Annotated in this window: 17 protein-coding genes; 8 read left to right on the top strand and 9 right to left on the bottom strand. The window is 66.8% G+C overall.

Annotated features, from left to right (window positions below; all coding sequences use genetic code 11):
• The first annotated feature begins 6 nt into the window (after nucleotides 1–6).
• Entirely contained in the window at nucleotides 7–930 is a 924-nt protein-coding gene (locus KDW55_RS23730) for a uracil-DNA glycosylase (protein WP_040143270.1), read from the top strand.
• Between the two features lie 113 nt (nucleotides 931–1,043).
• Here KDW55_RS23730 and KDW55_RS23725 read toward each other — a convergent pair whose 3' ends face one another.
• The 4 genes from KDW55_RS23725 to KDW55_RS23710 form a co-directional block, all read right to left on the bottom strand.
• The gene (locus KDW55_RS23725; protein ID WP_212161692.1) at nucleotides 1,044–1,640 is read right to left on the bottom strand and encodes an NAD(P)H-dependent oxidoreductase; all 597 of its coding nucleotides are present in this window, start codon (nucleotides 1,638–1,640) and stop codon (nucleotides 1,044–1,046) included.
• 144 nt (nucleotides 1,641–1,784) lie between these two features.
• Nucleotides 1,785–3,584 carry a PDZ domain-containing protein gene (locus KDW55_RS23720; protein ID WP_212161693.1) on the bottom strand — a complete coding sequence of 600 codons (1,800 nt, stop codon included), beginning with the start codon at nucleotides 3,582–3,584 and terminating at the stop codon, nucleotides 1,785–1,787.
• 124 nt (nucleotides 3,585–3,708) lie between these two features.
• Nucleotides 3,709–4,437, bottom strand: coding sequence for a DsbC family protein (locus KDW55_RS23715; protein WP_040143264.1), 729 nt, complete (start codon nucleotides 4,435–4,437; stop codon nucleotides 3,709–3,711).
• A 90-nt stretch (nucleotides 4,438–4,527) separates the two neighbouring features.
• Nucleotides 4,528–5,706 (bottom strand): UbiH/UbiF family hydroxylase, encoded by a 1,179-nt coding sequence (locus tag KDW55_RS23710; RefSeq protein ID WP_069240780.1) that lies wholly within the window; start codon nucleotides 5,704–5,706, stop codon nucleotides 4,528–4,530.
• A gap of 246 nt (nucleotides 5,707–5,952) precedes the next feature.
• On the opposite strand from KDW55_RS23710, the gene ychF reads away from it, so the two are divergent.
• Nucleotides 5,953–7,047, top strand: a complete 1,095-nt coding sequence (gene ychF / locus KDW55_RS23705; protein WP_040143260.1) for a redox-regulated ATPase YchF — start codon at nucleotides 5,953–5,955, stop codon at nucleotides 7,045–7,047.
• Nucleotides 7,048–7,436: 389 nt separating this feature from the next.
• Here the strand turns inward: ychF and gabP are convergent, their stop codons facing one another.
• A complete protein-coding gene (gene gabP / locus KDW55_RS23700; RefSeq protein WP_040143258.1) occupies nucleotides 7,437–8,828 on the bottom strand; it encodes a GABA permease in 1,392 nt (463 codons plus the stop codon).
• Between the two features lie 458 nt (nucleotides 8,829–9,286).
• On the opposite strand from gabP, the gene KDW55_RS23695 reads away from it, so the two are divergent.
• Both KDW55_RS23695 and ettA read left to right on the top strand, forming a co-directional pair.
• Nucleotides 9,287–9,592, top strand: coding sequence for a DUF3761 domain-containing protein (locus tag KDW55_RS23695; protein ID WP_209824765.1), 306 nt, complete (start codon nucleotides 9,287–9,289; stop codon nucleotides 9,590–9,592).
• A gap of 187 nt (nucleotides 9,593–9,779) precedes the next feature.
• Complete coding sequence (ettA, locus tag KDW55_RS23690) at nucleotides 9,780–11,447, top strand: energy-dependent translational throttle protein EttA (RefSeq protein ID WP_040143255.1); 1,668 nt, start codon at nucleotides 9,780–9,782, stop codon at nucleotides 11,445–11,447.
• A 127-nt stretch (nucleotides 11,448–11,574) separates the two neighbouring features.
• Here the strand turns inward: ettA and KDW55_RS23685 are convergent, their stop codons facing one another.
• The 4 genes from KDW55_RS23685 to KDW55_RS23670 all read right to left on the bottom strand — a co-directional run bounded on the left by KDW55_RS23685 (nucleotide 11,575) and on the right by KDW55_RS23670 (nucleotide 14,898).
• Entirely contained in the window at nucleotides 11,575–12,198 is a 624-nt protein-coding gene (locus KDW55_RS23685; protein ID WP_212198051.1) for an HAD-IA family hydrolase, read from the bottom strand.
• Nucleotides 12,195–12,746 (bottom strand): isochorismatase family protein, encoded by a 552-nt coding sequence (locus KDW55_RS23680; RefSeq protein ID WP_040143251.1) that lies wholly within the window; start codon nucleotides 12,744–12,746, stop codon nucleotides 12,195–12,197. The genes KDW55_RS23685 and KDW55_RS23680 overlap by 4 nt, the downstream gene beginning before the upstream one ends.
• 64 nt (nucleotides 12,747–12,810) lie before the next feature.
• The gene (locus KDW55_RS23675; RefSeq protein ID WP_059545384.1) at nucleotides 12,811–14,625 is read right to left on the bottom strand and encodes an aminopeptidase P family protein; all 1,815 of its coding nucleotides are present in this window, start codon (nucleotides 14,623–14,625) and stop codon (nucleotides 12,811–12,813) included.
• Nucleotides 14,626–14,643: 18 nt separating this feature from the next.
• Nucleotides 14,644–14,898 (bottom strand): hypothetical protein, encoded by a 255-nt coding sequence (locus tag KDW55_RS23670; RefSeq protein WP_059449757.1) that lies wholly within the window; start codon nucleotides 14,896–14,898, stop codon nucleotides 14,644–14,646.
• Nucleotides 14,899–15,069: 171 nt separating this feature from the next.
• Between KDW55_RS23670 and KDW55_RS23665 the strand changes: the two genes are divergently transcribed.
• The 4 genes from KDW55_RS23665 (at nucleotide 15,070) to prmC (ending at nucleotide 19,171) form a co-directional block, all read left to right on the top strand.
• Nucleotides 15,070–15,831 carry a response regulator transcription factor gene (locus KDW55_RS23665; RefSeq protein ID WP_040144867.1) on the top strand — a complete coding sequence of 254 codons (762 nt, stop codon included), beginning with the start codon at nucleotides 15,070–15,072 and terminating at the stop codon, nucleotides 15,829–15,831.
• A 26-nt stretch (nucleotides 15,832–15,857) separates the two neighbouring features.
• Nucleotides 15,858–17,156 carry a glutamyl-tRNA reductase gene (hemA, locus tag KDW55_RS23660; RefSeq protein WP_040143246.1) on the top strand — a complete coding sequence of 433 codons (1,299 nt, stop codon included), beginning with the start codon at nucleotides 15,858–15,860 and terminating at the stop codon, nucleotides 17,154–17,156.
• A gap of 82 nt (nucleotides 17,157–17,238) precedes the next feature.
• The gene (gene prfA, locus KDW55_RS23655) at nucleotides 17,239–18,321 is read left to right on the top strand and encodes a peptide chain release factor 1 (protein ID WP_040143244.1); all 1,083 of its coding nucleotides are present in this window, start codon (nucleotides 17,239–17,241) and stop codon (nucleotides 18,319–18,321) included.
• A 7-nt stretch (nucleotides 18,322–18,328) separates the two neighbouring features.
• Nucleotides 18,329–19,171, top strand: a complete 843-nt coding sequence (gene prmC / locus KDW55_RS23650; protein WP_040143242.1) for a peptide chain release factor N(5)-glutamine methyltransferase — start codon at nucleotides 18,329–18,331, stop codon at nucleotides 19,169–19,171.
• Nucleotides 19,172–19,185: the final 14 nt, after the last annotated feature.

The following is a 19,185-nucleotide window of genomic DNA, read 5'->3' as shown; positions in this document are numbered from 1 at the left end:
TCACGCATGGCAACCCGCAAGACTCTCCGGACGCCGCAACAGGCGTCGCTGTTCGACGATCCCGTGCCGGAAACGGCGCCGGGCGATGTTCCCGCGCCGGCACCCGCGCCCGCCGCAGCCGCCGCAACGGGGCGCAAGCCCGCAACGAAGCCGGCGGCTGCCGGCGCTGCTTCCGCCGCCCCGCAACCCGCCAACGCTGTCACCGCGGACATCCCGCACCTCGCCGCGCAATTCGACGCGCTGCCAGCCGCCTGGCGCGACGTGCTGAAGCCTTTCGTCGACAGCGACGCCTACGCGCCACTGTGCCGCTTCGTCGACGACGAGCGCGCGGCCGGCAAGACGGTCTACCCGACCGACGTGTTCCGCGCGCTGCGCCTGACCAGCCCGGACGACGTCAAGGTCGTGATCCTTGGCCAGGATCCGTACCACGGCGACGACCGCGGCACGCCGCAGGCGCACGGCCTCGCGTTCTCGGTGCCGCCGGCCGTGCGCACGCCGCCGTCGCTGCGCAACATCTTCAAGGAAATTGCCGCGAATTTCGGCCATGACACACCACGCCACGGCTGTCTCGACACGTGGGCACGCCAGGGTGTGCTGCTGCTCAACACCGTGCTCACCGTCGAGCGAGGCGCGGCCGCGAGCCACGCAAAGCGAGGCTGGGAGCAATGCACGGACACGCTGATCCGCGAACTTGCCAACCGCCATCGCGGGCTCGTATTCATGCTGTGGGGCGCGCACGCGCAGGCGAAGCGCGCGTTGTTCGATCCGAGCGCCCACTGCGTGCTGGAGGCGCCGCACCCGTCGCCGCTGTCCGCGCACCGCGGCTTCCTCGGTTGCCGTCACTTCGCGCTCGCGAACGACTATCTGGTCGAAGCGGGTCGTGCGCCGATCGACTGGCGTCTGCCTGAAGTCGCCGAGACGCTCGCGTAACGGCGTCGGCCGGGCTTTCATCGGCCGGAAATGCAAAAAACGCTGCCCCCTTGTCGGGACGCAGCGTTTTTTTCATCGCGCGATCCAGCGGGTGCGATCCACCCGCATCGGCGTTACACGGCGGCGATCGCTTCGCGCGCGCCGGCGAGCGCGGCGCTCTGTGCGTCCGGGCCGAGGTTCAGGCCTTCCGCGTGGATGAAGCTCACGTCGGTCAGGCCGATGAAGCCGAGGAACGTACGCAGGAACGGCGTCTGGCTGTCGTTCGGCGTACCCAGGTACTTGCCGCCGCGCGCCGTTACGACGTGAACTTTCTTGCCCTTGATCAGACCTTCCGGACCGTTCTCGGTGTAGCGGAAGGTGACACCTGCGCGGGCGATCCAGTCGAAATACGTCTTCAGTTGCGACGAGACGCCGAAGTTGTACATGGGCGCGCCGATCACGATGATGTCAGCCGCTTGCAGTTCGGCGATCAGCGCATCGCTCTTCGCGACGATCGCATTCTGTTCCCCGCTGCGCTGGTCGGCCGGCGTGAAGAAGGCGCCGAGCACCGATTCGTCGAGGTGCGGCAGCGCGTCGGCCAGCAGGTCGCGAACCACGACGGTCGAACCGGGGTTCGATTGTTGCAGCTTTGCCGTCAGTTCGTTGGCCAGCAGCGTGGACTGCGCACCTTGCGAGCGTGCCGCGGAATTGATTTGCAGAATGGTCGTCATGTCAGGCTCCAGTTAGGTTGCGCTTGGGTAGCGCGAGTGACGCCATTGTGCGTGGCCGCATGACCGCGAAAAAGCAGGCCCCAGGCGACGGATTGTTGCAACAGCAGAACAATCAACGATCGCGCCCCGAAACCTGCGCCATGCTCAGCCCTTCAGCCAGGCTTCCCGGGCCTTGTACGCGGCGGCCGGTTTCGCGGCGGCCGTGAGCCGGTAGCGCGCCACTTCCGGCCCGTCGAGCTTCAGCTTCGTGATCTGCAATTCGTCACGGCGGAATGCGTGCACTTCGACCTTGTCGCCGGGGCGATAGCGCGCGAGCAGCGTGTCGAGATTCGTGCCGGTGACGCGCAAGCCGTCGAGTGCGATCAGCGTATCGCCGGCCGACAGCCCCGCACGATGCGCGCCGCCGCCTTCGTAGACGGCCGCGAGCGTGCAGTCCGCGCCGCCGCGCACGCGCGCGCCGATCGTCGGCTTCGCGGCCGCGCCCGATGCGACGTCAGGCGTAAGCGTTACACCGAACGGCGCGAGCAGTTCGGCGAGCGGCAGGTCGCGCGTGCCATGCACGGCATCGGCGAACAGGCGGCCGAGCGCGACGCCCGTCGCTTCCTCGATCAGCGTCTCGACCTCGTCTTCCGCGACGCCCGCCGGCTTGCCGCGATAGAAATCGCGGCCGTAGCGCTGCCACAGCAGCCGCATTACATCGTCGAGCGACTTGCGGTTGCGGGTCTGCGCACGAATCGCGAGATCGAATGCGAGTGCGACGAGCGATCCCTTCGTGTAATAGCTGACGATCGCGTTGGTCGCGTTCTCGTCCTGCCGGTAGTACTTGATCCACGCGTCGAACGAACTTTCCGCGACGCTCTGCTTCAGGCGGCCCGTGCCGCGCAGCACGCCGCCGATCGTGCGGCCCAGCGCCGCGAAATATTCGTCCTGCGACATCAGCCCGCTGCGCACGAGCATCAGATCGTCGTAATACGACGTGAAGCCTTCGAACAGCCACAGCAGCGATGTGTAGTTTTCGCGCGCGAGATCGTACGGGACGAATGCGGCCGGCTTGATGCGCTTCACGTTCCACGTGTGGAAATACTCGTGGCTGCACAAGCCAAGATACGTGCGATAGCCTTCCGTCGTTTCCGGTCGGCCCTTCACCGGCAGGTCGGTGCGGTTGCAGATCAGCGCGGTCGATGCGCGATGCTCGAGACCGCCGTAGCCGTCGCTGACCGCAAGCGTCATGAACACGTAGCGCTCCATCGGCGCCTTCTTCGATTTCGGCTCGAACAGCGCGATCTGCGCTTCGCACACGCGCTTCAGGTCGGTGCGCAACCGCTCCATGTCGAGCTGCGTCACGCGTCCGGCGATCACGATGTCGTGCGGCACGCCGTGTGCGTCGAACGTCGCCAGCGCGAATTCGCCGATCGTCACCGGATGGTCGGCGAGTTCGTCATAGTTCGATGCGCGATACGCGCCGAACCCGTAGCGTTTGGTGCCGCGCGCCTCCGGCAGCGACGTGCCGACGCGCCACCCGCGAAATGCCGGGCCGATCGGTTTCGCGATGTCGACTTCGCACGGAGCATCCTCGCGGCCGGCGACGCTCAGAAACACCGCCGTCGCATTGAAGAAGCCGCCCGACCCGTCGAGATACGCGGAGCGAACCGACAGGTCCCACGCGTACACGTCATAGCGCAGCGTCAACGCGCCGTTCACCGGCGCCGCCTGCCACGTATTCTTGTCGGTTTTCGCGATGCGCACCTTGCGCCCGGCGTCGTTGAATGCGGCAAGCGTCACGATGTTGCGCGCGAACTCACGCACGAGATAGCTGCCGGGAATCCACACGGGCAGCGAGAAGCGCTGACCGGCGGGATCGGGATCGGCGACCGTGACCGACACCTCGAACAGGTGCGCGGCAAGATCTTTCGGGGCAATCGAATAACGGATCGGCTGGGTCATCGTGGCTATCGGTCGGAAATCGGGAAGGAAATCGAACGGAATACGGCAGCGGAAACGAAGAGAGGCGCCGGCTGGAATCGCGGGCGCCCCTCGCTGGCCGGGCCATGCGGCCCGGCACGGCCGGTTACTTGCTCGACGCGAGCGCCTGGTTCAGCTGGTCTGCCGACACCGCGCCCGGCAGGCGGCGACCGTCCGGCAGGAAGATCGTCGGCGTGCCGGTGACGTTCATTCCGCGACCAAGCGCGAGATTCTTGTCGAGCGCGGTCGTGTCGCAGGTGCCGGCGCCGGTCGGCACGCGATGGTCGAGCATCCAGCTCTCCCACGTTTTCGCTCGGTCGGTCGCGCACCAGATTGCCTTCGACTTCGCGGTCGAATCGGGCGACAGCACCGGGTACAGGAACGTGTAGACGGTCACGTTGTCGATCGACTGCAGCGTCGTCTCGAGGCGCTTGCAGTACGGACAGTTCGGGTCCGAGAACACCGCGATCCTGCGCGCGCCGTTGCCCTTGACGACCTTGATCGCGTTGGCGAGCGGCAGGCTCGCGAAGTCGATCTTGTTGAGTTCCGACAGGCGGGCGTCGGTGAGGTTCTTGCGCGTCTTGGTGTCGACGAGATCGCCCAGCAGCACGTAGTCGCCTGCTGCGTCGCTATAGATGATCTGCGTGCCGAGATTCACTTCGTACAACCCGGCGACCGGCGATTTCGACACGCTCTTGATCGGCGCGTCGCTGCCGAGACGCGCCTGCAGCGTGGCTTTCAGCTTGTCGGTGGTCTGGTCGGCCTGCGCGGTGCAGCCAAGCGTCGCGATCGTGACGGCCAGCGCCAGCGACGCGATGCGGATCGTTTTTTTCATCCTGTTGTTCCTTCAGCTCAATCGGAGTGCACGTCACAGTGTACGCCGTAACGCGACCCTGTCCGACAGGCCGAGGGCGCGAAGGTTCGATCAGCCGAGCGCGGCCGACACAAGCCAGCGTTTCACGAGCGGCTGCGCGCCGACGAACGCCATGCCCGCGTTGCGCACCGCCTTCGCGAGCGAGCCGGGCACCGCGAACAGGCGCTGCAGCCCGTCGGTCGCGACCATCAGCGCGCGGATATCCTCGCGGCGCGAGCGCTCGTACCGGCGCAGCAGCACCGTATCGCCGAGATTGCGGAAACTCTCCTTGTTCGCGATCGCGTCGGCGAGCGCCGCGACGTCGCGCAGACCCAGGTTCATGCCCTGCCCCGCGAGCGGATGGATCAGGTGAGCGGCATCGCCGACGAGCGCGACGCGCGGCGCGATCAGCTTGTCGACGGTCTGCAGCGCGAGCGGGAAGCCGGCCGCCGGCGTCACGCATTCGAGCGTGCCGACCTGGCCGTGCGACACGCGTTCGACTTCGGCCGCAAGCTGCGCCGGATCGAGCGCGAGCAGTTCGTCCGCGTGCGCGGTGTGCGCGGACCATACAAGCGACACGTGGCCGTCCGGCAGTGGCAGCAGCGCGATGATCTCGCCGTCGTGAAACCACTGGTACGCCGTCTCGCGATGCGGCAGCGACGCCTTGAAGTTCGCGACGACGCCCGTTTGCCGGTAATCGCGCCGGTCGACCTTGGCCCCCATTTGGGAGCGCACCCACGAGTGCGCGCCGTCCGCGCCGACGACGAGGTCCGCTTCGAGCACGTGGCCCGACGACAGTGTGAGCACCGCTGCGTCGTCGCGCACGTCGAAGCCCTGTGCGCGCGCGTCGAACCACGTGAGGTTCGGCTGGAACCGCAGCGCGGCATCGAGCGACGTCTCGATCAGCGACGATTCGGCGATCCATGCGAGTTGCGGCACCGACGCCTGATATGCGGAGAAGTGCAGTTCCGCATGCGCATCGCCGTACACGCGCATGTCGTACACCGGCGCGAGCCGGCGATGATCGAGCGCCTGCCAGACCCGCAGCCGCTCGAGCAACGCCTGCGAGCTGGACGACAGTGCGTAGATGCGCGTGTCGAACGCGAGATCGGCCGGGCGCGGCGCGGCAGGTTGGGCGAGCAACGCGGTCTTGTAGCCGGACTGAGTCAGCGCGAGCGCGGCGGTCTTGCCGACGAGGCCGCCGCCGACCACGGCGACGTCGAAGGTGTGGTGGGCAGTCATGGCGGGCATTATAGCCGCGCGGCGAAGCCCTTACGCGGCCGTACTTTGCGGGAAATCAGCAGAATCGCGGGCGGTCACGGCGACGTCGGCGGGCGTTGCATCGACGCGCGCGGGCGACGGCGGAAACCGGCACGTCGGCACGGTACAATAGCGCCTTTGACGTCGGCCCGCCGCGCCCCGAGCGCCGGCCGTCCCTATTTTCCCGCGCCGCCGCGCGTTGTCCGGCCGCGCTGCCTCACCCGTTCGAAGGATTCCATGAGCCTCAAATGCGGCATCGTCGGCTTGCCCAATGTCGGCAAGTCCACTCTGTTCAATGCGTTGACCAAGGCCGGCATCGCCGCCGAGAACTACCCGTTCTGCACGATCGAGCCGAACGTCGGCATCGTCGAAGTGCCCGACACGCGCCTGAAGGCGCTCGCCGAAATCGTGAAGCCCGAGCGCGTCGTGCCGGCCGTCGTCGAATTCGTCGACATCGCGGGCCTCGTCGCGGGCGCGAGCAAGGGTGAAGGCCTCGGCAACCAGTTCCTCGCCAACATCCGCGAAACCGATGCGATCACGCACGTCGTCCGTTGCTTCGAAGACGACAACGTGATCCACGTCGCCGGCAAGGTCAGCCCGATCGACGACATCGAAGTGATCAACACCGAACTTGCGCTCGCCGACCTCGGCACCGTCGAGAAGGCGCTCACGCGCTACTCGAAGGCCGCGAAGTCGGGCAACGACAAGGAAGCGGTGAAGCTCGCCGCAGTGCTCGAGAAGGTGCGCGCGCATCTCGACCAGGGCAAGGCCGTGCGCGGCCTCGACCTGTCCGACGACGAACAGGCGCTGCTGAAGCCGTTCTGCCTCATCACCGCGAAGCCGGCGATGTACGTCGCGAACGTGAAGGACGACGGCTTCGACAACAACCCGCACCTCGAAGCGGTGCGCAAGTACGCGGAAAGCGAGAATTCGCCGGTGGTTGCGGTGTGCGCGGCGATCGAAGCCGAGATCGCCGATCTCGACGACGCGGACAAGGAAGCGTTCCTCGCCGACATGGGCATGGAAGAGCCGGGCCTCGACCGCGTGATCCGCGCGGGCTTCAAGCTGCTGGGCCTGCAGACGTACTTCACCGCGGGCGTGAAGGAAGTGCGCGCGTGGACGATTCACATCGGCGACACGGCACCGCAAGCGGCCGGCGTGATCCACACCGACTTCGAGCGCGGCTTCATCCGCGCGCAAACGATCGCATTCGACGACTTCATCGCGTACAAGGGCGAGCAAGGCGCGAAGGAAGCCGGCAAGATGCGCGCTGAAGGGAAGGAATATGTCGTGCACGACGGGGACGTGATGAACTTCCTGTTCAACGTCTGAGCGTCGTTTCGATGCTGATGTGAGAAAGCCCGCTTGATGCGGGCTTTTTCTTCTTGGCTGCCGCTATTTCCGGCTCGCGCTCGACGGATGCGGGAAGCGCGGACCCTGGCGTCGGACGGACACAACGAAGAAATGCGTCAGGCGCCGTGCCGATACCGATGCGGACCGCATCCGCGATGTGGTTACGGATCTCTGTCGACAGGGCATTCTGGCGTGCTCTCTCGGAAAACGCACAATCCATCGCCCGTCGGCGACACGCGTCATCCTGCCGTCCCGCGGCGTGCGGTCGAGCGCAAATGGCTGCGCTCGCCGACTCCACTTCCCGACTCCCCCGGACTTGCGGCCAGCGGCAACCACCCTGCACAGCCGCGTCCGCCCATTCGTGCTCGTTACGTCGCCGACACGCGCCGCCCGTCGCTCGCCTGCGCATCGCGCCCGCGCTTGTTGAGCCACGACGCAAGCAGCACCATCAACGCAAGCACAGCCGTCGCCCCCACTTCGATCCGGTGCTCCTCACTGACGAACATCACGGTCAGCGTGCCGCAGATGAACAGGATCACCGCCCACGTAAGCCACGGGAACAGCCACATCCGCAACGTGAGGTCCGCGCCGCCCGATTCGAGCGTCCGGCGCATCCGCAATTGCGAGATCGCGATCACGAGATACACGAGCAGCGCGATCGCGCCCGACGTCGCCAACAGGAAGCTGAACACCTGCTCCGGCATCAGGTAGTTGGCGATCACGGTCAGGAACCCGAACGCGGTAGACGCAAGCACGGCCGCGCGCGGCGTGCCGGTCGAATCGGTGCGGTGCAGGAACGCGGGCGCGTCCTTGCGCCGCGACAACGAAAACAGCATCCGCGACGCGGTATACAACGCCGAGTTCAGGCAACTCGCGACCGACACGAGCACGATCACGTCGATGATCGCCTTTGCGTTCGGCACGCCGATCAACTCCATCGCGCGCTGGTAAGAGCCGTGCTTCGGCAGCAGCGGATCGTTCCACGGCACGATCGCCGCGACGACGAGAATCGAGCCGAGGTAGAACAGCGTGATACGCCAGATGACCGAATTCGTCGCGCGCACGATTTGGCGCTGCGGGTTGTCCGATTCGGCGGCCGCGATCGTCACGATCTCGGTGCCGAGGAACGAGAACATCGTGGTCAGCATCGCTGCGAGCACCGCGCCAGCGCCGTTCGGCATGAAGCCGTGATGCGCGAACAGGTTCGACACGCCGGATACGGCCGGCGCCGGCACGATACCGACGATCGCCGCACCGCCGATGCACAGGAACACGACGATCGCGACGACCTTGATCAGCGCGAACCAGAACTCGAATTCGCCGTAGTTCTTGACGGAGAAGAGATTGGTGACGGTCAGCAGCAGCGTGATGCCGAGCGCGAAAATCCAGGTCGCAATGCCGGGGAACCATGCATTGAGGATGGTCGCGGCCGCCGTGGCCTCGATCGGGATCACGAGCACCCAGAACCACCAGTACAGCCAGCCGATCGTAAAGCCGGCCCAATGGCCGATCGCGCGATCGGCATAGGTCGAGAACGACCCGCTGTCCGGATGCGCGACGGCCATCTCGCCGAGCATGCGCATCACCAGTACGACCAGCACACCCGCGATCGCATACGCGAGAATCGAAGCCGGGCCGGCTTCCGCGATCGCATGGCCGGAGCCGACGAACAAGCCCGCGCCGATGACGCCGGCAATCGACATCATCGTCACGTGCCGCTGCTTCAGACCCGTGCCGAGGCCTGTGTTGCTTCCACTCATCTGTCTCTCTCCAAAAAACGGTTCCGGTACGACCGGTGTCGCGTGAAGGCGGCGCGGGGAATTGTCGTTGTTGAATCCGGCTGCCCGCCGCGCGTGCGCGGCGCGGAGGCAAGAGCGGATCGGGCTCGCTCCGGACGGTGCGCGACGCAGTCTGCGAAGCTGCGAATGCGATGCGGTGCGCGAAGCACCCTCGCATCGCGTGCGCACTGTCCCTTGGGCTGGTCGGTGTGCCGCCTTCGAAGCGAAGGAGTGTAAGCACCAAACGGTTCTTCACTAAGAACCAATTGAAGAATTTCGATGGATCCACTTGTTGTATCGATATGGATCGATGCAACGGTTGGTCCGGTCCGACGTCCGCACCGGCCGATCGCGGCAATGCAACACTGCCGTTCGGCTAACATGCGGCAGGCGGCCCGCCCGCCGTCGATCGCAGACAACACTATCCGAAGAGAGAGACCATGCCTGCCCTGCTCCGCCGCGCGACGCGCATCGCCACGTTGTCGGCCGCGCTGTTCGTCGGCTGCGCGCTGCCGCCCGCGGCGCACGCGTATCGCGCGTCACCCGGCTACGACAACGAAGCCGACCTCGACCGGCACGACACATACCGCAATCGCGACGGTGACGCGGTCAATGCACCGGCACATTCGAAATCGGGCCGCGCGCCCGGCGGCGCGAGCGCGCGCTGCCGCGACGGCACATACAGCTTCAGCCGCCATCGGCGCGGCACCTGCTCGGGGCACGGCGGCGTCGCCGCGTGGCTCTGAACGCGGGCCGGCCCAATGGCCGGTGCGACGCCAGCGCCAGCCATCGGCGAAGTACAATACGCGCTCGCGCCGCCAACCCGCGGCGATATCGCCGCGCCGCGCGCGGCACGCTCCGTACCGAATCATCCGACGCCACGCGCGCCCACGTGTCGCGCGGCAGTCTCAACCCTCTGACTTTCACACCCAAATGGCCCAATACGTTTTCACGATGAACCGGGTCGGCAAGATCGTGCCGCCCAAGCGCCAGATCCTGAAGGACATCTCGCTGTCGTTCTTTCCCGGCGCGAAGATCGGCGTGCTTGGCCTGAACGGCTCGGGCAAGTCGACACTGATCCGCATCATGGCGGGCGTCGACAAGGACATCGAAGGCGAAGCGACGCCGATGCCGAACCTGAACATCGGCTACCTGCCGCAGGAACCGCAGCTCGATCCGACCAAGACCGTGCGCGAAGCCGTCGAGGAAGGCCTCGGCGAGCTGTTCCAGGCCAACAAGAAGCTCGAGGAAATCTACGCCGCATATGCGGAGCCGGACGCCGATTTCGACGCGCTCGCGGCCGAGCAGGCGAAGTACGAGGCGATCCTCGCGTCGAGCGACGGCGGCAGCCCCGAGCAGCAGCTCGAAGTGGCCGCCGACGCGCTGCGCCTGCCGCCGTGGGACGCGAAGATCGAGCACCTGTCGGGCGGCGAAAAGCGCCGCGTCGCGCTGTGCAAGCTGCTGCTCGAAAAACCCGACATGCTGCTGCTCGACGAGCCGACCAACCACCTCGACGCGGAATCGGTCGACTGGCTCGAGCAGTTCCTCGTGCGCTTCCCGGGCACCGTCGTCGCCGTCACGCACGATCGCTACTTCCTCGATAACGCCGCCGAATGGATTCTCGAACTCGACCGCGGCCACGGCATTCCGTGGAAGGGCAACTACAGCAGTTGGCTCGACCAGAAGGAAGAGCGTCTGAAGCAGGAAGAAGCGGCGGAATCGGCACGCCAGAAGGCAATCAAGAAGGAACTGGAGTGGGTGCGCCAGAATCCGAAGGGCCGCCAGGCGAAGTCGAAGGCGCGTATCGCGCGCTTCGAGGAGCTGAACAGCCAGGAATACCAGAAGCGCAACGAAACGCAGGAAATCTTCATTCCGGTCGGCGATCGCCTCGGCAATGAAGTGATCGAGTTCAAGAACGTCAGCAAGTCGTTCGGCGACCGCCTGTTGATCGACAACCTGAGCTTCAAGATCCCGGCCGGCGCGATCGTCGGCATCATCGGTCCGAACGGCGCGGGCAAGTCGACGCTGTTCAAGATGCTGACGGGCAAGGAACAGCCGGACTCGGGCGAAGTCGTGATGGGGCCGACGGTGAAGCTCGCGTACGTCGACCAGAGCCGCGACGCGCTCGACGGCTCGAAGACGGTGTTCGAGGAAATCTCGGGCGGCGCCGACGTGCTGACGGTCGGCAAGTACGAAACGCCGTCGCGTGCGTACATCGGCCGCTTCAACTTCAAGGGCGGCGACCAGCAGAAGATCGTCGGCAACCTGTCCGGCGGCGAACGCGGCCGCCTGCACCTCGCGAAGACGCTGATCTCCGGCGGCAACGTGCTGCTGCTCGACGAACCGTCGAACGACCTCGACGTCGAAACGCTGCGGGCGCTGGAAGACGCGCTGCTCGAATTCGCGGGCTCGGTGATGGTGATTTCGCACGATCGCTGGTTCCTCGACCGGATCGCGACGCACATTCTCGCGTTCGAAGGCGACTCGCAGGTCACGTTCTTCGACGGCAACTACCAGGAATACGAAGCCGACAAGCGTGCGCGTCTCGGCGAGGAAGCCGCGAAGCCGAAGCGTCTGCGCTACAAGCCGATCAGCCGTTGAGCGGCGCGGCCTGCGCGACCGGCGCTGCGCCGCTGCGGCGCCGGTTCGCGCGACGCCGCATCCGTGAAAACGAACAAGCGCCCTGCGGGGCGCTTTTTTCATCTGAAGACGACGCGGCCGCCGCCGGCTACGCGAGCACGCCCAGCTCGCGCAAGCGCGCCGCGGTCGCGGCCGCGCTCGTGTGATGAATCCCGTGCCAGCCGAGCGCCGTCGCAGCCGCCGCGTTGTTCGCGTTGTCGTCGATGAACACGAGCTCGTGCGGCGCGATGCCCGGCACGTGCGAATCGATCCGCGCATGCATTTCGCGATAGATCGCAGGATCGGGCTTCACGAGCTTCACATGCCCCGACACGACGATGTCCTTGAAGCGCCGCAGCACCGGGAAGTTATCCCACGCATACGGAAATGTTTGCGCGGACCAGTTGGTCAGCCCGAACAGCGGCATCCCCTGCGCATCGAGCCGGTCGACGAGCGCGGCGCCCTCATCGAACACGCCGCCGATCATCTCGTGCCAGCGCGCATAGAACGCACGGATCAGCGCCTCGTGCTCCGGAAACTTCGCGACCAGCTCGCGCGTGCCTTCGTCGATCGTTTGTCCACCGTCCTGGCGAGCCACCCAATCCATCGCGCACACGTGCGTGAGGAACCAGCGGCGCTGCGCTTCGTCGGGAATCAGTTGCCGGTACAGGTACTCGGGACTCCAGTCGATCAGCACGCCGCCGAAATCGAATACGACCACCTTGATCGTCATGCGAACTCCGCGGCGAGCACGTCGGCAAGCGGACGCGGCGTGACCGCATTGCCCGACAGCGTGCCGTTTTCCCAGATGAAGTGGTGATGCGCGACGATCTGCGCGGCCGACAGGTGCGTGCGCTCGTTCGTCGTATGCAGGTCGGACACGACGGTCGTCCGGTAGCCGAGCAATGCCGCGCGGCGGGCGGCGGCGTCGACGCAGAACTCGGTCGCATAGCCGCAGATCAGCACCGAACGAACACCGTGGCCGTCGAGCTGCGCGGCGAGCGGCGTGTCCTGGAATGCATCGCTCACCTGCTTGCGAATGCGCCAGTCGGCGCGACCGACAATCAGTTCGTCGTGCAGCTCCCAGCCCGGCGTGCCGGGCACGATGTCGTCGTCCGCATCGCCGTCGTGCTGCACGAAGCAGACGGGCGCGCCCGCCGCGCGCGCCGCGGCCGTCAGCCGGTTGATGCCCGCCACGACGTCGTCGAGCCGGTACGCGGGCCGCGCACGCTGCACGAGCCCGCGCTGCATGTCGATCACGATCACTGCTGTGTCTGCCATCAGGTGCCCTCTCATGTGCGGTCCGGCCGTCGCGCGGCCGGTATCGTCCAGTGCGCGCGTTGCGTCAGATCGGCTGCGTGCGTGCGTCGAGCCACGCTTTCGCGTCGCCGCTCACGTGCCGGCCGACGCGCTCGCGCACGGTCGCGTGATACGCATTCAGCCACGCGCGTTCTTCGTCATGCAGCATCTCGACCAGCACGCAGCGCGTGTCGATCGGGCACAGCGTCAGCGTCTCGAATGCAAGGAAGTCGCCGAACTCGGTCTGCCCGCCCGCGCGGTTCACGACGAGGTTCTCGATCCGGATGCCCCATTTGCCCGGCCGGTACACGCCCGGCTCGATCGACGTGATCATCCCTTCTTCCATCGCCGTGTACGGCTCGGCCGGCGCGTAGTGCGAGATGACCTGCGGGCCCTCATGCACGTTCAGGAAGTAGCCGACGCCGTGGCCCGTACCGTGACCGTAGTCGAGCCCGGCCGCCCACATCGGCGCACGCGCGATCGCGTCGAGCATCGGCGAGCGGATCCCGCGCGGAAAGCGCGCACGCGACAGCGCCATCATCGACTTCAGCACGATCGTGAAATCGCGGCGCTGCAGATCGCTGACCGTGCCGACCGGCACGACGCGCGTGATATCGGTCGTGCCGGTCGTGTACTGGCCGCCGGAATCGACGAGCAGCAGCCCGTCGCCGGCGATCGTCGCGTGCGACTCGGGTGTCGCGCGGTAGTGCGGCATCGCGCCGTTCGCGTTGAAGCCGGCAATCGTCGCGAAGCTCGGCGACACGTAGCCGGGCCGCCGTGCACGCGCGGCCGTGAGCTTCTCGTCGATCGTCAGCTCGGTGACCGTCTCGCGGTTCACCGCGCGCTCGAACCATGCGAAGAATTCGGCGAGCGCGGCGCCGTCGTGTTCCATCGTCACGCGCACGTTCTCGATCTCGATGGCCGTCTTGCGCGACTTCGCGAACGTGGACGGGTTCACGGCCTCGATCAGCTTCACGCCGGCCGGCACCGCCTCGAGCGTACCGAACGTCACGCGGCGCGGATCGATCAGCAGTGTCTCACCGTCGCGCAGCGCCGCCAGCGACGCACGCGCTGCGTCGTACGCGCGAACCTCGACGCCGTCCTGCGCGAGAGACGCGGCCAGCGCCGGCGACACCTTGCCGTCGGCGACGAACAACGTCGCGCGATCGGCGCCGATCATCGCGTGAGCGACGAACACGGGGTTGAAGTTGACGTCGGCGCCGCGCAGGTTGAACAGCCACGCGAGATCGTCGAGCGTCGACACGAAATGCCATTGCGCACCCTGTGCTTGCATCGCGCGGCGCACCTCGGCGAGCTTGCTTGCGCGGGTCGTGTCGGCCTGCGGCGCGACGTGCTCGAATACCGCGTCCTCGGGCAGCCCGGGACGCTCGGGCCAGATCGCGTCGAGCAGGTCGAGATCGGTGCGCAGCGCGATCCCGCGCGGGGTGAGCGCGGCCGTCAGCGCGCGCGCCGCCGCGACGCCGAGCACCGCGCCGTCGACGCCGACCGTCGCGCCGGCCGGCACGTTCTGCGCGAGCCATTCGACATGCGGCGCGCTCTGCTGGCCGCCGGTCATCTTCATCAGCTGAACGCCCGTGCCGGCGAGCTCGGCCTCGGCCTGCACCCAGTAACGGCTGTCGACCCACAGGCCCGCGAACTCGGCGGTGACGACCAGCGTGCCGACCGAGCCCGTGAAGCCGGACAGCCAGCGGCGCGCCTGCCAGCGTTCGGGCAGGTACTCGGACAGGTGAGGGTCGGCGGACGGCACCAGATAGGCGGCGAGGTTCTCGCGGACCATCGCGCCGCGCAGCAGCGCGAGGCGGGCCGGCACCGACGACACTTCGGGGAGACGGGCATTCATGATTTCACCTGAGAGCTTTCAGCGACGGGCCGACACGGCGACCGTCACGGCCACGGCGAGGAACGCGACACCGGTGCAGACCGGCCATTCGAGCGTTTCGCCATCGTAAAACAGTCCTGAGAGATTGCCGGCCATGCGCGCGGCGGCAGCGCCTGCGATCCCGACCAGCACCGCGATCCACCATGCCGGCCGTCCCGTGCGCCGCATCGGGTGCAGCCATCGGCCGAACAGCCCGACGGCCGCCCCCAGGACCAGAATTCCAAACCAGTTCATTCGACGCCTTCTATAAATTCAGATTCGTCCCATAGGCGTGAACGTTGCCAGCGGCTAGCATCGATTCATCCATCGAACCTGAGACCAGCCGGGCGCCGCGAACATTCGAGTGTAGGGGCCGACCAGATGTTATGGCAAGCGCGCACCGGCAGCCGTATTGAAGAAATCCTCATGCGAATCGCCCTGATCGATCCGGAGGCACGTCACGCTGCGCTCCTGAACCGCCTGCTGTTCGCCGGCGGTCATGTGTGCCACGCGTTTCCGTCCAGCGCGGCGTTCTTCGAGTGGCTCGCCACTGACACCTGCGACATGCTGATCACCGGCCACTGGGCCGGCGATCAGCCGGCCGAGGAAGTCATTCCGCGCGCGCAGGCGGTCTTGCCCGGTCTGCCGGCGATCGCAGTGATGCAGTGCGCGCGCGAAAGCGAAATCGTCACGTGCCTGCACGCAGGCGCCGACGATTGCCTCGTGCGCCCCTTGAGCGGCCCCGAACTGCTCGCGCGCGTCACCGCGCTGAGCCGGCGCGCCGGCGTGCGACGGCCGCCGAATCGCGCGCGCGAACTGTATGGAGAATACGCATTCGACGCGACTCACAGCCTCGTGCGTTTCGGCGACGCAATCGTTTCACTCACGCCGAAGGAGTTCCGCTTCGCGCAGCTACTGTTCACGAACCTCTCGCGGCCCGTGTCACGCGCCCACATTCTCGAGACGGTCTGGGGCCGCCGCCGCGACATGAAGTCGCGCACGCTCGACACCCATGCATCCCGGCTGCGGAGCAAGCTGCAGCTGCTTCCGGTGCGCGGATACCGGCTCCTGCCGCTCTATGGCTTCGGCTACCAGCTCGATCGCGTACCGATCGAGCCCCCAAATTCGAGGCCGCGCCACGCTGATGCCCGGTATGCCGCGAGTGAGGAAATCGCTGAAACGCTATAATATGGGGCTAAACGATAGCCCTCGATATGCAACTCCTCACGATCGGAATCAACCACCACACTGCGCCTGTCGCCTTGCGCGAACGCGTGGCGTTTCCGCTCGAGCAAATCAAGCCGGCTCTCACCACGTTCAAGAACGTATTCCTCGGCCCGCAGGCACCGAATGCGCCGGAAGCGGCGATCCTGTCGACCTGCAATCGCACCGAGCTCTATTGCGCGACCGACGATCGGGCCGCGCGCGAGGGTGCGATTCGCTGGTTGTCCGAGTACCACAAGATCCCCGTTGACGAACTCGCACCGCACGTCTATGCACTGCCGCAGTCGGAAGCCGTCCGTCACGCGTTCCGCGTCGCTTCGGGCCTCGATTCGATGGTGCTCGGCGAAACGCAGATTCTGGGCCAGATGAAGGACGCGGTGCGCACGGCGACCGAAGCCGGCGCGCTCGGCACCTATCTGAACCAGCTGTTCCAGCGCACGTTCGCCGTGGCGAAGGAAGTGCGCGGCACGACCGAAATCGGCGCGCAGTCGGTGTCGATGGCCGCCGCCGCCGTTCGCCTCGCGCAGCGGATCTTCGAGAAGGTCGCCGATCAGCGCGTGTTGTTCATCGGCGCCGGCGAAATGATCGAGCTGTGTGCGACGCATTTCGCCGCGCAAAGCCCGCGCGAGCTGGTGATCGCGAACCGCACGGCCGAACGCGGCCAGCGGCTTGCCGACCGCTTCAACGGCCGCGCGATGCCGCTGTCGGACCTGCCGGCCCGCATGCAGGAGTTCGACATCATCGTGTCGTGCACCGCGTCGACGCTGCCGATCATCGGCCTCGGCGCGGTCGAGCGCGCGGTGAAAGCGCGCCGCCACCGTCCGATTTTCATGGTCGATCTGGCGGTGCCGCGCGACATCGAGCCCGAAGTGGGCAAACTGAAGGACGTCTTCCTCTATACCGTCGACGATCTCGGCGCGATCGTGCGCGAAGGCAACGCATCGCGTCAGGCCGCAGTCGCGCAGGCCGAAACGATCATCGAAACGCGCGTGCAGAATTTCATGCAATGGCTCGACACGCGCAGCGTCGTGCCGGTGATCCGCCACATGCATACGCAGGCCGATGCGCTGCGCCGCGCGGAAGTCGAGAAGGCGCAGAAGCTGCTCGCCCGCGGCGACGATCCGGCCGCCGTCCTCGAAGCGCTGTCGCAAGCGCTCACCAACAAGCTGATCCATGGCCCGACGAGCGCGCTCAACCGCGTGAACGGCGCCGATCGCGATTCGCTGATCGACCTGATGCGCGGCTTCTACCAGCACGCGCCGCGCTCGAACGACCAGTCCGGCCACTAGCGCCGGCCGGCTGTCCCTGCCGCCGGCCGCGAGCCGGCCTATCCTTTTCGAATACCCTTGCCCGGGAGCGCCGCTCCACACCATGAAAACGAGCATGCAACGCAAGCTCGACCAGCTGTCCACCCGGCTGGCCGAACTGAACGACCTGCTGAGCCGAGAAAACGTCACTGCCGACCTCGACCAGTACCGCAAGCTGACGCGTGAACACGCGGAACTCGGCCCCGTCGTCGAGCAGTACGCGCTGTGGCGCCAGTCGCGCAACGACGAGACGGCCGCGCAGGAACTGCTCGCCGATGCGTCGATGCGCGAGTTCGCGGAAGACGAGATCCGCAGCGCACGCGAACGCATGGCTCGCCTCGAAGGCGAGTTGCAGAAGATGCTGCTGCCGAAGGATCCGAACGACGACCGCAACATCTTCCTGGAAATCCGCGCGGGCACCGGCGGCGACGAATCGGCGCTGTTCGCGGGCGACCTGCTGCGCATGTACCTGCGCTTCGCGGAACGCCAGCGCTGGCAGGTCGAGATGATGTCGGAAAGCCCGTCGGATCTCGGCGGTTACAAGGAAGTGATCGTGCGGATCGCGGGTCAGGGCGCGTATTCACGCCTGAAGTTCGAATCGGGCGGCCATCGCGTGCAGCGTGTGCCGGCGACCGAGACCCAGGGGCGCATCCACACGTCCGCTTGCACGGTTGCGGTGATGCCGGAAGCCGACGAGATTGGCGAGGTCGAGATCAATCCGGCCGATCTGCGGATCGACACGTTCCGTGCGTCCGGCGCAGGCGGCCAGCACATCAACAAGACCGATTCGGCGGTGCGGGTCACGCACATCCCGACCGGGATCGTCGTCGAGTGCCAGGATGACCGCTCGCAGCACAAGAACAAGGACCGTGCGTTGAAGGTGCTCGCCGCGCGGATCAAGGACAAGCAGTATCACGAGCAGCACGCGAAGGAAGCGGCGACGCGCAAGAGCCTGATCGGCTCGGGCGACCGTTCGGAACGGATCCGCACGTACAACTTCCCGCAAGGCCGGATGACCGACCACCGGATCAATCTGACGCTGTACCGGCTCGAGGCGCTGATGGACGGCGATCTCGATGAACTGATCGGCGCGCTCGTCAGCGAGCACCAGGCCGAACTCCTCGCGTCGCTCGGCGACACTGACTGAGGCGGCAATGCGCGACACCACCGCCGACGATCTGCTGCGCGCGTCGCCGCTCGACGCGGTCGACGCGCGCGTGCTGCTCGCGTACGCGCTCGGCTGGACCCGCACGCAGCTGATCACGCGCGGCGACGCGCCGCTCGACGCCGCCGCGATCGCGCGCTACCGCGCGCTCGAAGCACGCCGCGTCGCAGGGGAGCCGGTTGCGCAGCTCGTCGGGATGCGCGAATTCTTCGGCCGGCCGTTCGACGTGACGCCGGACGTGTTGATACCCCGCCCCGAAACCGAACTGCTCGTCGAAGCAGCGCTCGACGCACTCGACGGCCGCCCGCATCCGGCCGTGCTCGACCTCGGCACCGGAAGCGGCGCGATCGCCGTGTCGATCGCGGCCGAACGGCCCGACGCGCGCGTGTGGGCGCTCGATCGCTCGTCCGCCGCGCTCGACGTCGCACGGCGCAATGCGGACAAGCTGCTCGATGCGCACCGCCCCGGCGGCCCGTTGCAATGGCTGCAAAGCGACTGGTATGCCGCACTCGATCCGGCGCTCGCATTCGACACGATCGTCAGCAACCCGCCGTACATCGCCCAGCACGACCCGCACCTCGAGCAGGGCGACCTGCGTTTCGAGCCGCGCGGCGCGCTGACCGACGACGCCGACGGCCTGAGCGCAATCCGGACGATCGTCGCGGGCGCCGGCGCGTATCTGAAGCCGGGCGGCTCGCTATGGATCGAGCACGGTTACGACCAGGCCGAAGCCGTCCGCGCCCTGCTCGAGTCGCGCGGTTTCGTCGCGGTCGAATCGCTCGCCGATCTCGCAGCGATCGAACGCACGACCGGCGGCCGCCTGCCCGGCTGACGGCCGGCCCGTCC

Origin of the sequence: Burkholderia sp. AU19243, assembly GCF_018148075.1 — a bacterium.
GTDB lineage: Bacteria > Pseudomonadota > Gammaproteobacteria > Burkholderiales > Burkholderiaceae > Burkholderia > Burkholderia latens_A.
The sequence above is the reverse complement of the archived record's forward strand: the minus strand, read 5'-3'. Positions and strand labels throughout refer to the sequence as shown.

Excerpts from the sequence above, each read along its gene's own strand:
- prfA (WP_040143244.1), top strand. The coding sequence starts at position 17,239 with ATGAAAACGAGCATGCAACGCAAGCTCGACCAGCTGTCCACCCGGCTG.
- ettA (WP_040143255.1), top strand. The coding sequence starts at position 9,780 with ATGGCCCAATACGTTTTCACGATGAACCGGGTCGGCAAGATCGTGCCG.
- ychF (WP_040143260.1), top strand. The coding sequence starts at position 5,953 with ATGAGCCTCAAATGCGGCATCGTCGGCTTGCCCAATGTCGGCAAGTCC.
- KDW55_RS23715 (WP_040143264.1), bottom strand. The coding sequence starts at position 4,437 with ATGAAAAAAACGATCCGCATCGCGTCGCTGGCGCTGGCCGTCACGATC.
- KDW55_RS23720 (WP_212161693.1), bottom strand. The coding sequence starts at position 3,584 with ATGACCCAGCCGATCCGTTATTCGATTGCCCCGAAAGATCTTGCCGCG.
- KDW55_RS23675 (WP_059545384.1), bottom strand. The coding sequence starts at position 14,625 with ATGAATGCCCGTCTCCCCGAAGTGTCGTCGGTGCCGGCCCGCCTCGCG.
- KDW55_RS23730 (WP_040143270.1), top strand. The coding sequence starts at position 7 with ATGGCAACCCGCAAGACTCTCCGGACGCCGCAACAGGCGTCGCTGTTC.
- gabP (WP_040143258.1), bottom strand. The coding sequence starts at position 8,828 with ATGAGTGGAAGCAACACAGGCCTCGGCACGGGTCTGAAGCAGCGGCAC.
- hemA (WP_040143246.1), top strand. The coding sequence starts at position 15,858 with ATGCAACTCCTCACGATCGGAATCAACCACCACACTGCGCCTGTCGCC.
- KDW55_RS23725 (WP_212161692.1), bottom strand. The coding sequence starts at position 1,640 with ATGACGACCATTCTGCAAATCAATTCCGCGGCACGCTCGCAAGGTGCG.
- prmC (WP_040143242.1), top strand. The coding sequence starts at position 18,329 with ATGCGCGACACCACCGCCGACGATCTGCTGCGCGCGTCGCCGCTCGAC.
- KDW55_RS23680 (WP_040143251.1), bottom strand. The coding sequence starts at position 12,746 with ATGGCAGACACAGCAGTGATCGTGATCGACATGCAGCGCGGGCTCGTG.
- KDW55_RS23665 (WP_040144867.1), top strand. The coding sequence starts at position 15,070 with ATGCGAATCGCCCTGATCGATCCGGAGGCACGTCACGCTGCGCTCCTG.
- KDW55_RS23670 (WP_059449757.1), bottom strand. The coding sequence starts at position 14,898 with ATGAACTGGTTTGGAATTCTGGTCCTGGGGGCGGCCGTCGGGCTGTTC.
- KDW55_RS23685 (WP_212198051.1), bottom strand. The coding sequence starts at position 12,198 with ATGACGATCAAGGTGGTCGTATTCGATTTCGGCGGCGTGCTGATCGAC.
- KDW55_RS23695 (WP_209824765.1), top strand. The coding sequence starts at position 9,287 with ATGCCTGCCCTGCTCCGCCGCGCGACGCGCATCGCCACGTTGTCGGCC.
- KDW55_RS23710 (WP_069240780.1), bottom strand. The coding sequence starts at position 5,706 with ATGCCCGCCATGACTGCCCACCACACCTTCGACGTCGCCGTGGTCGGC.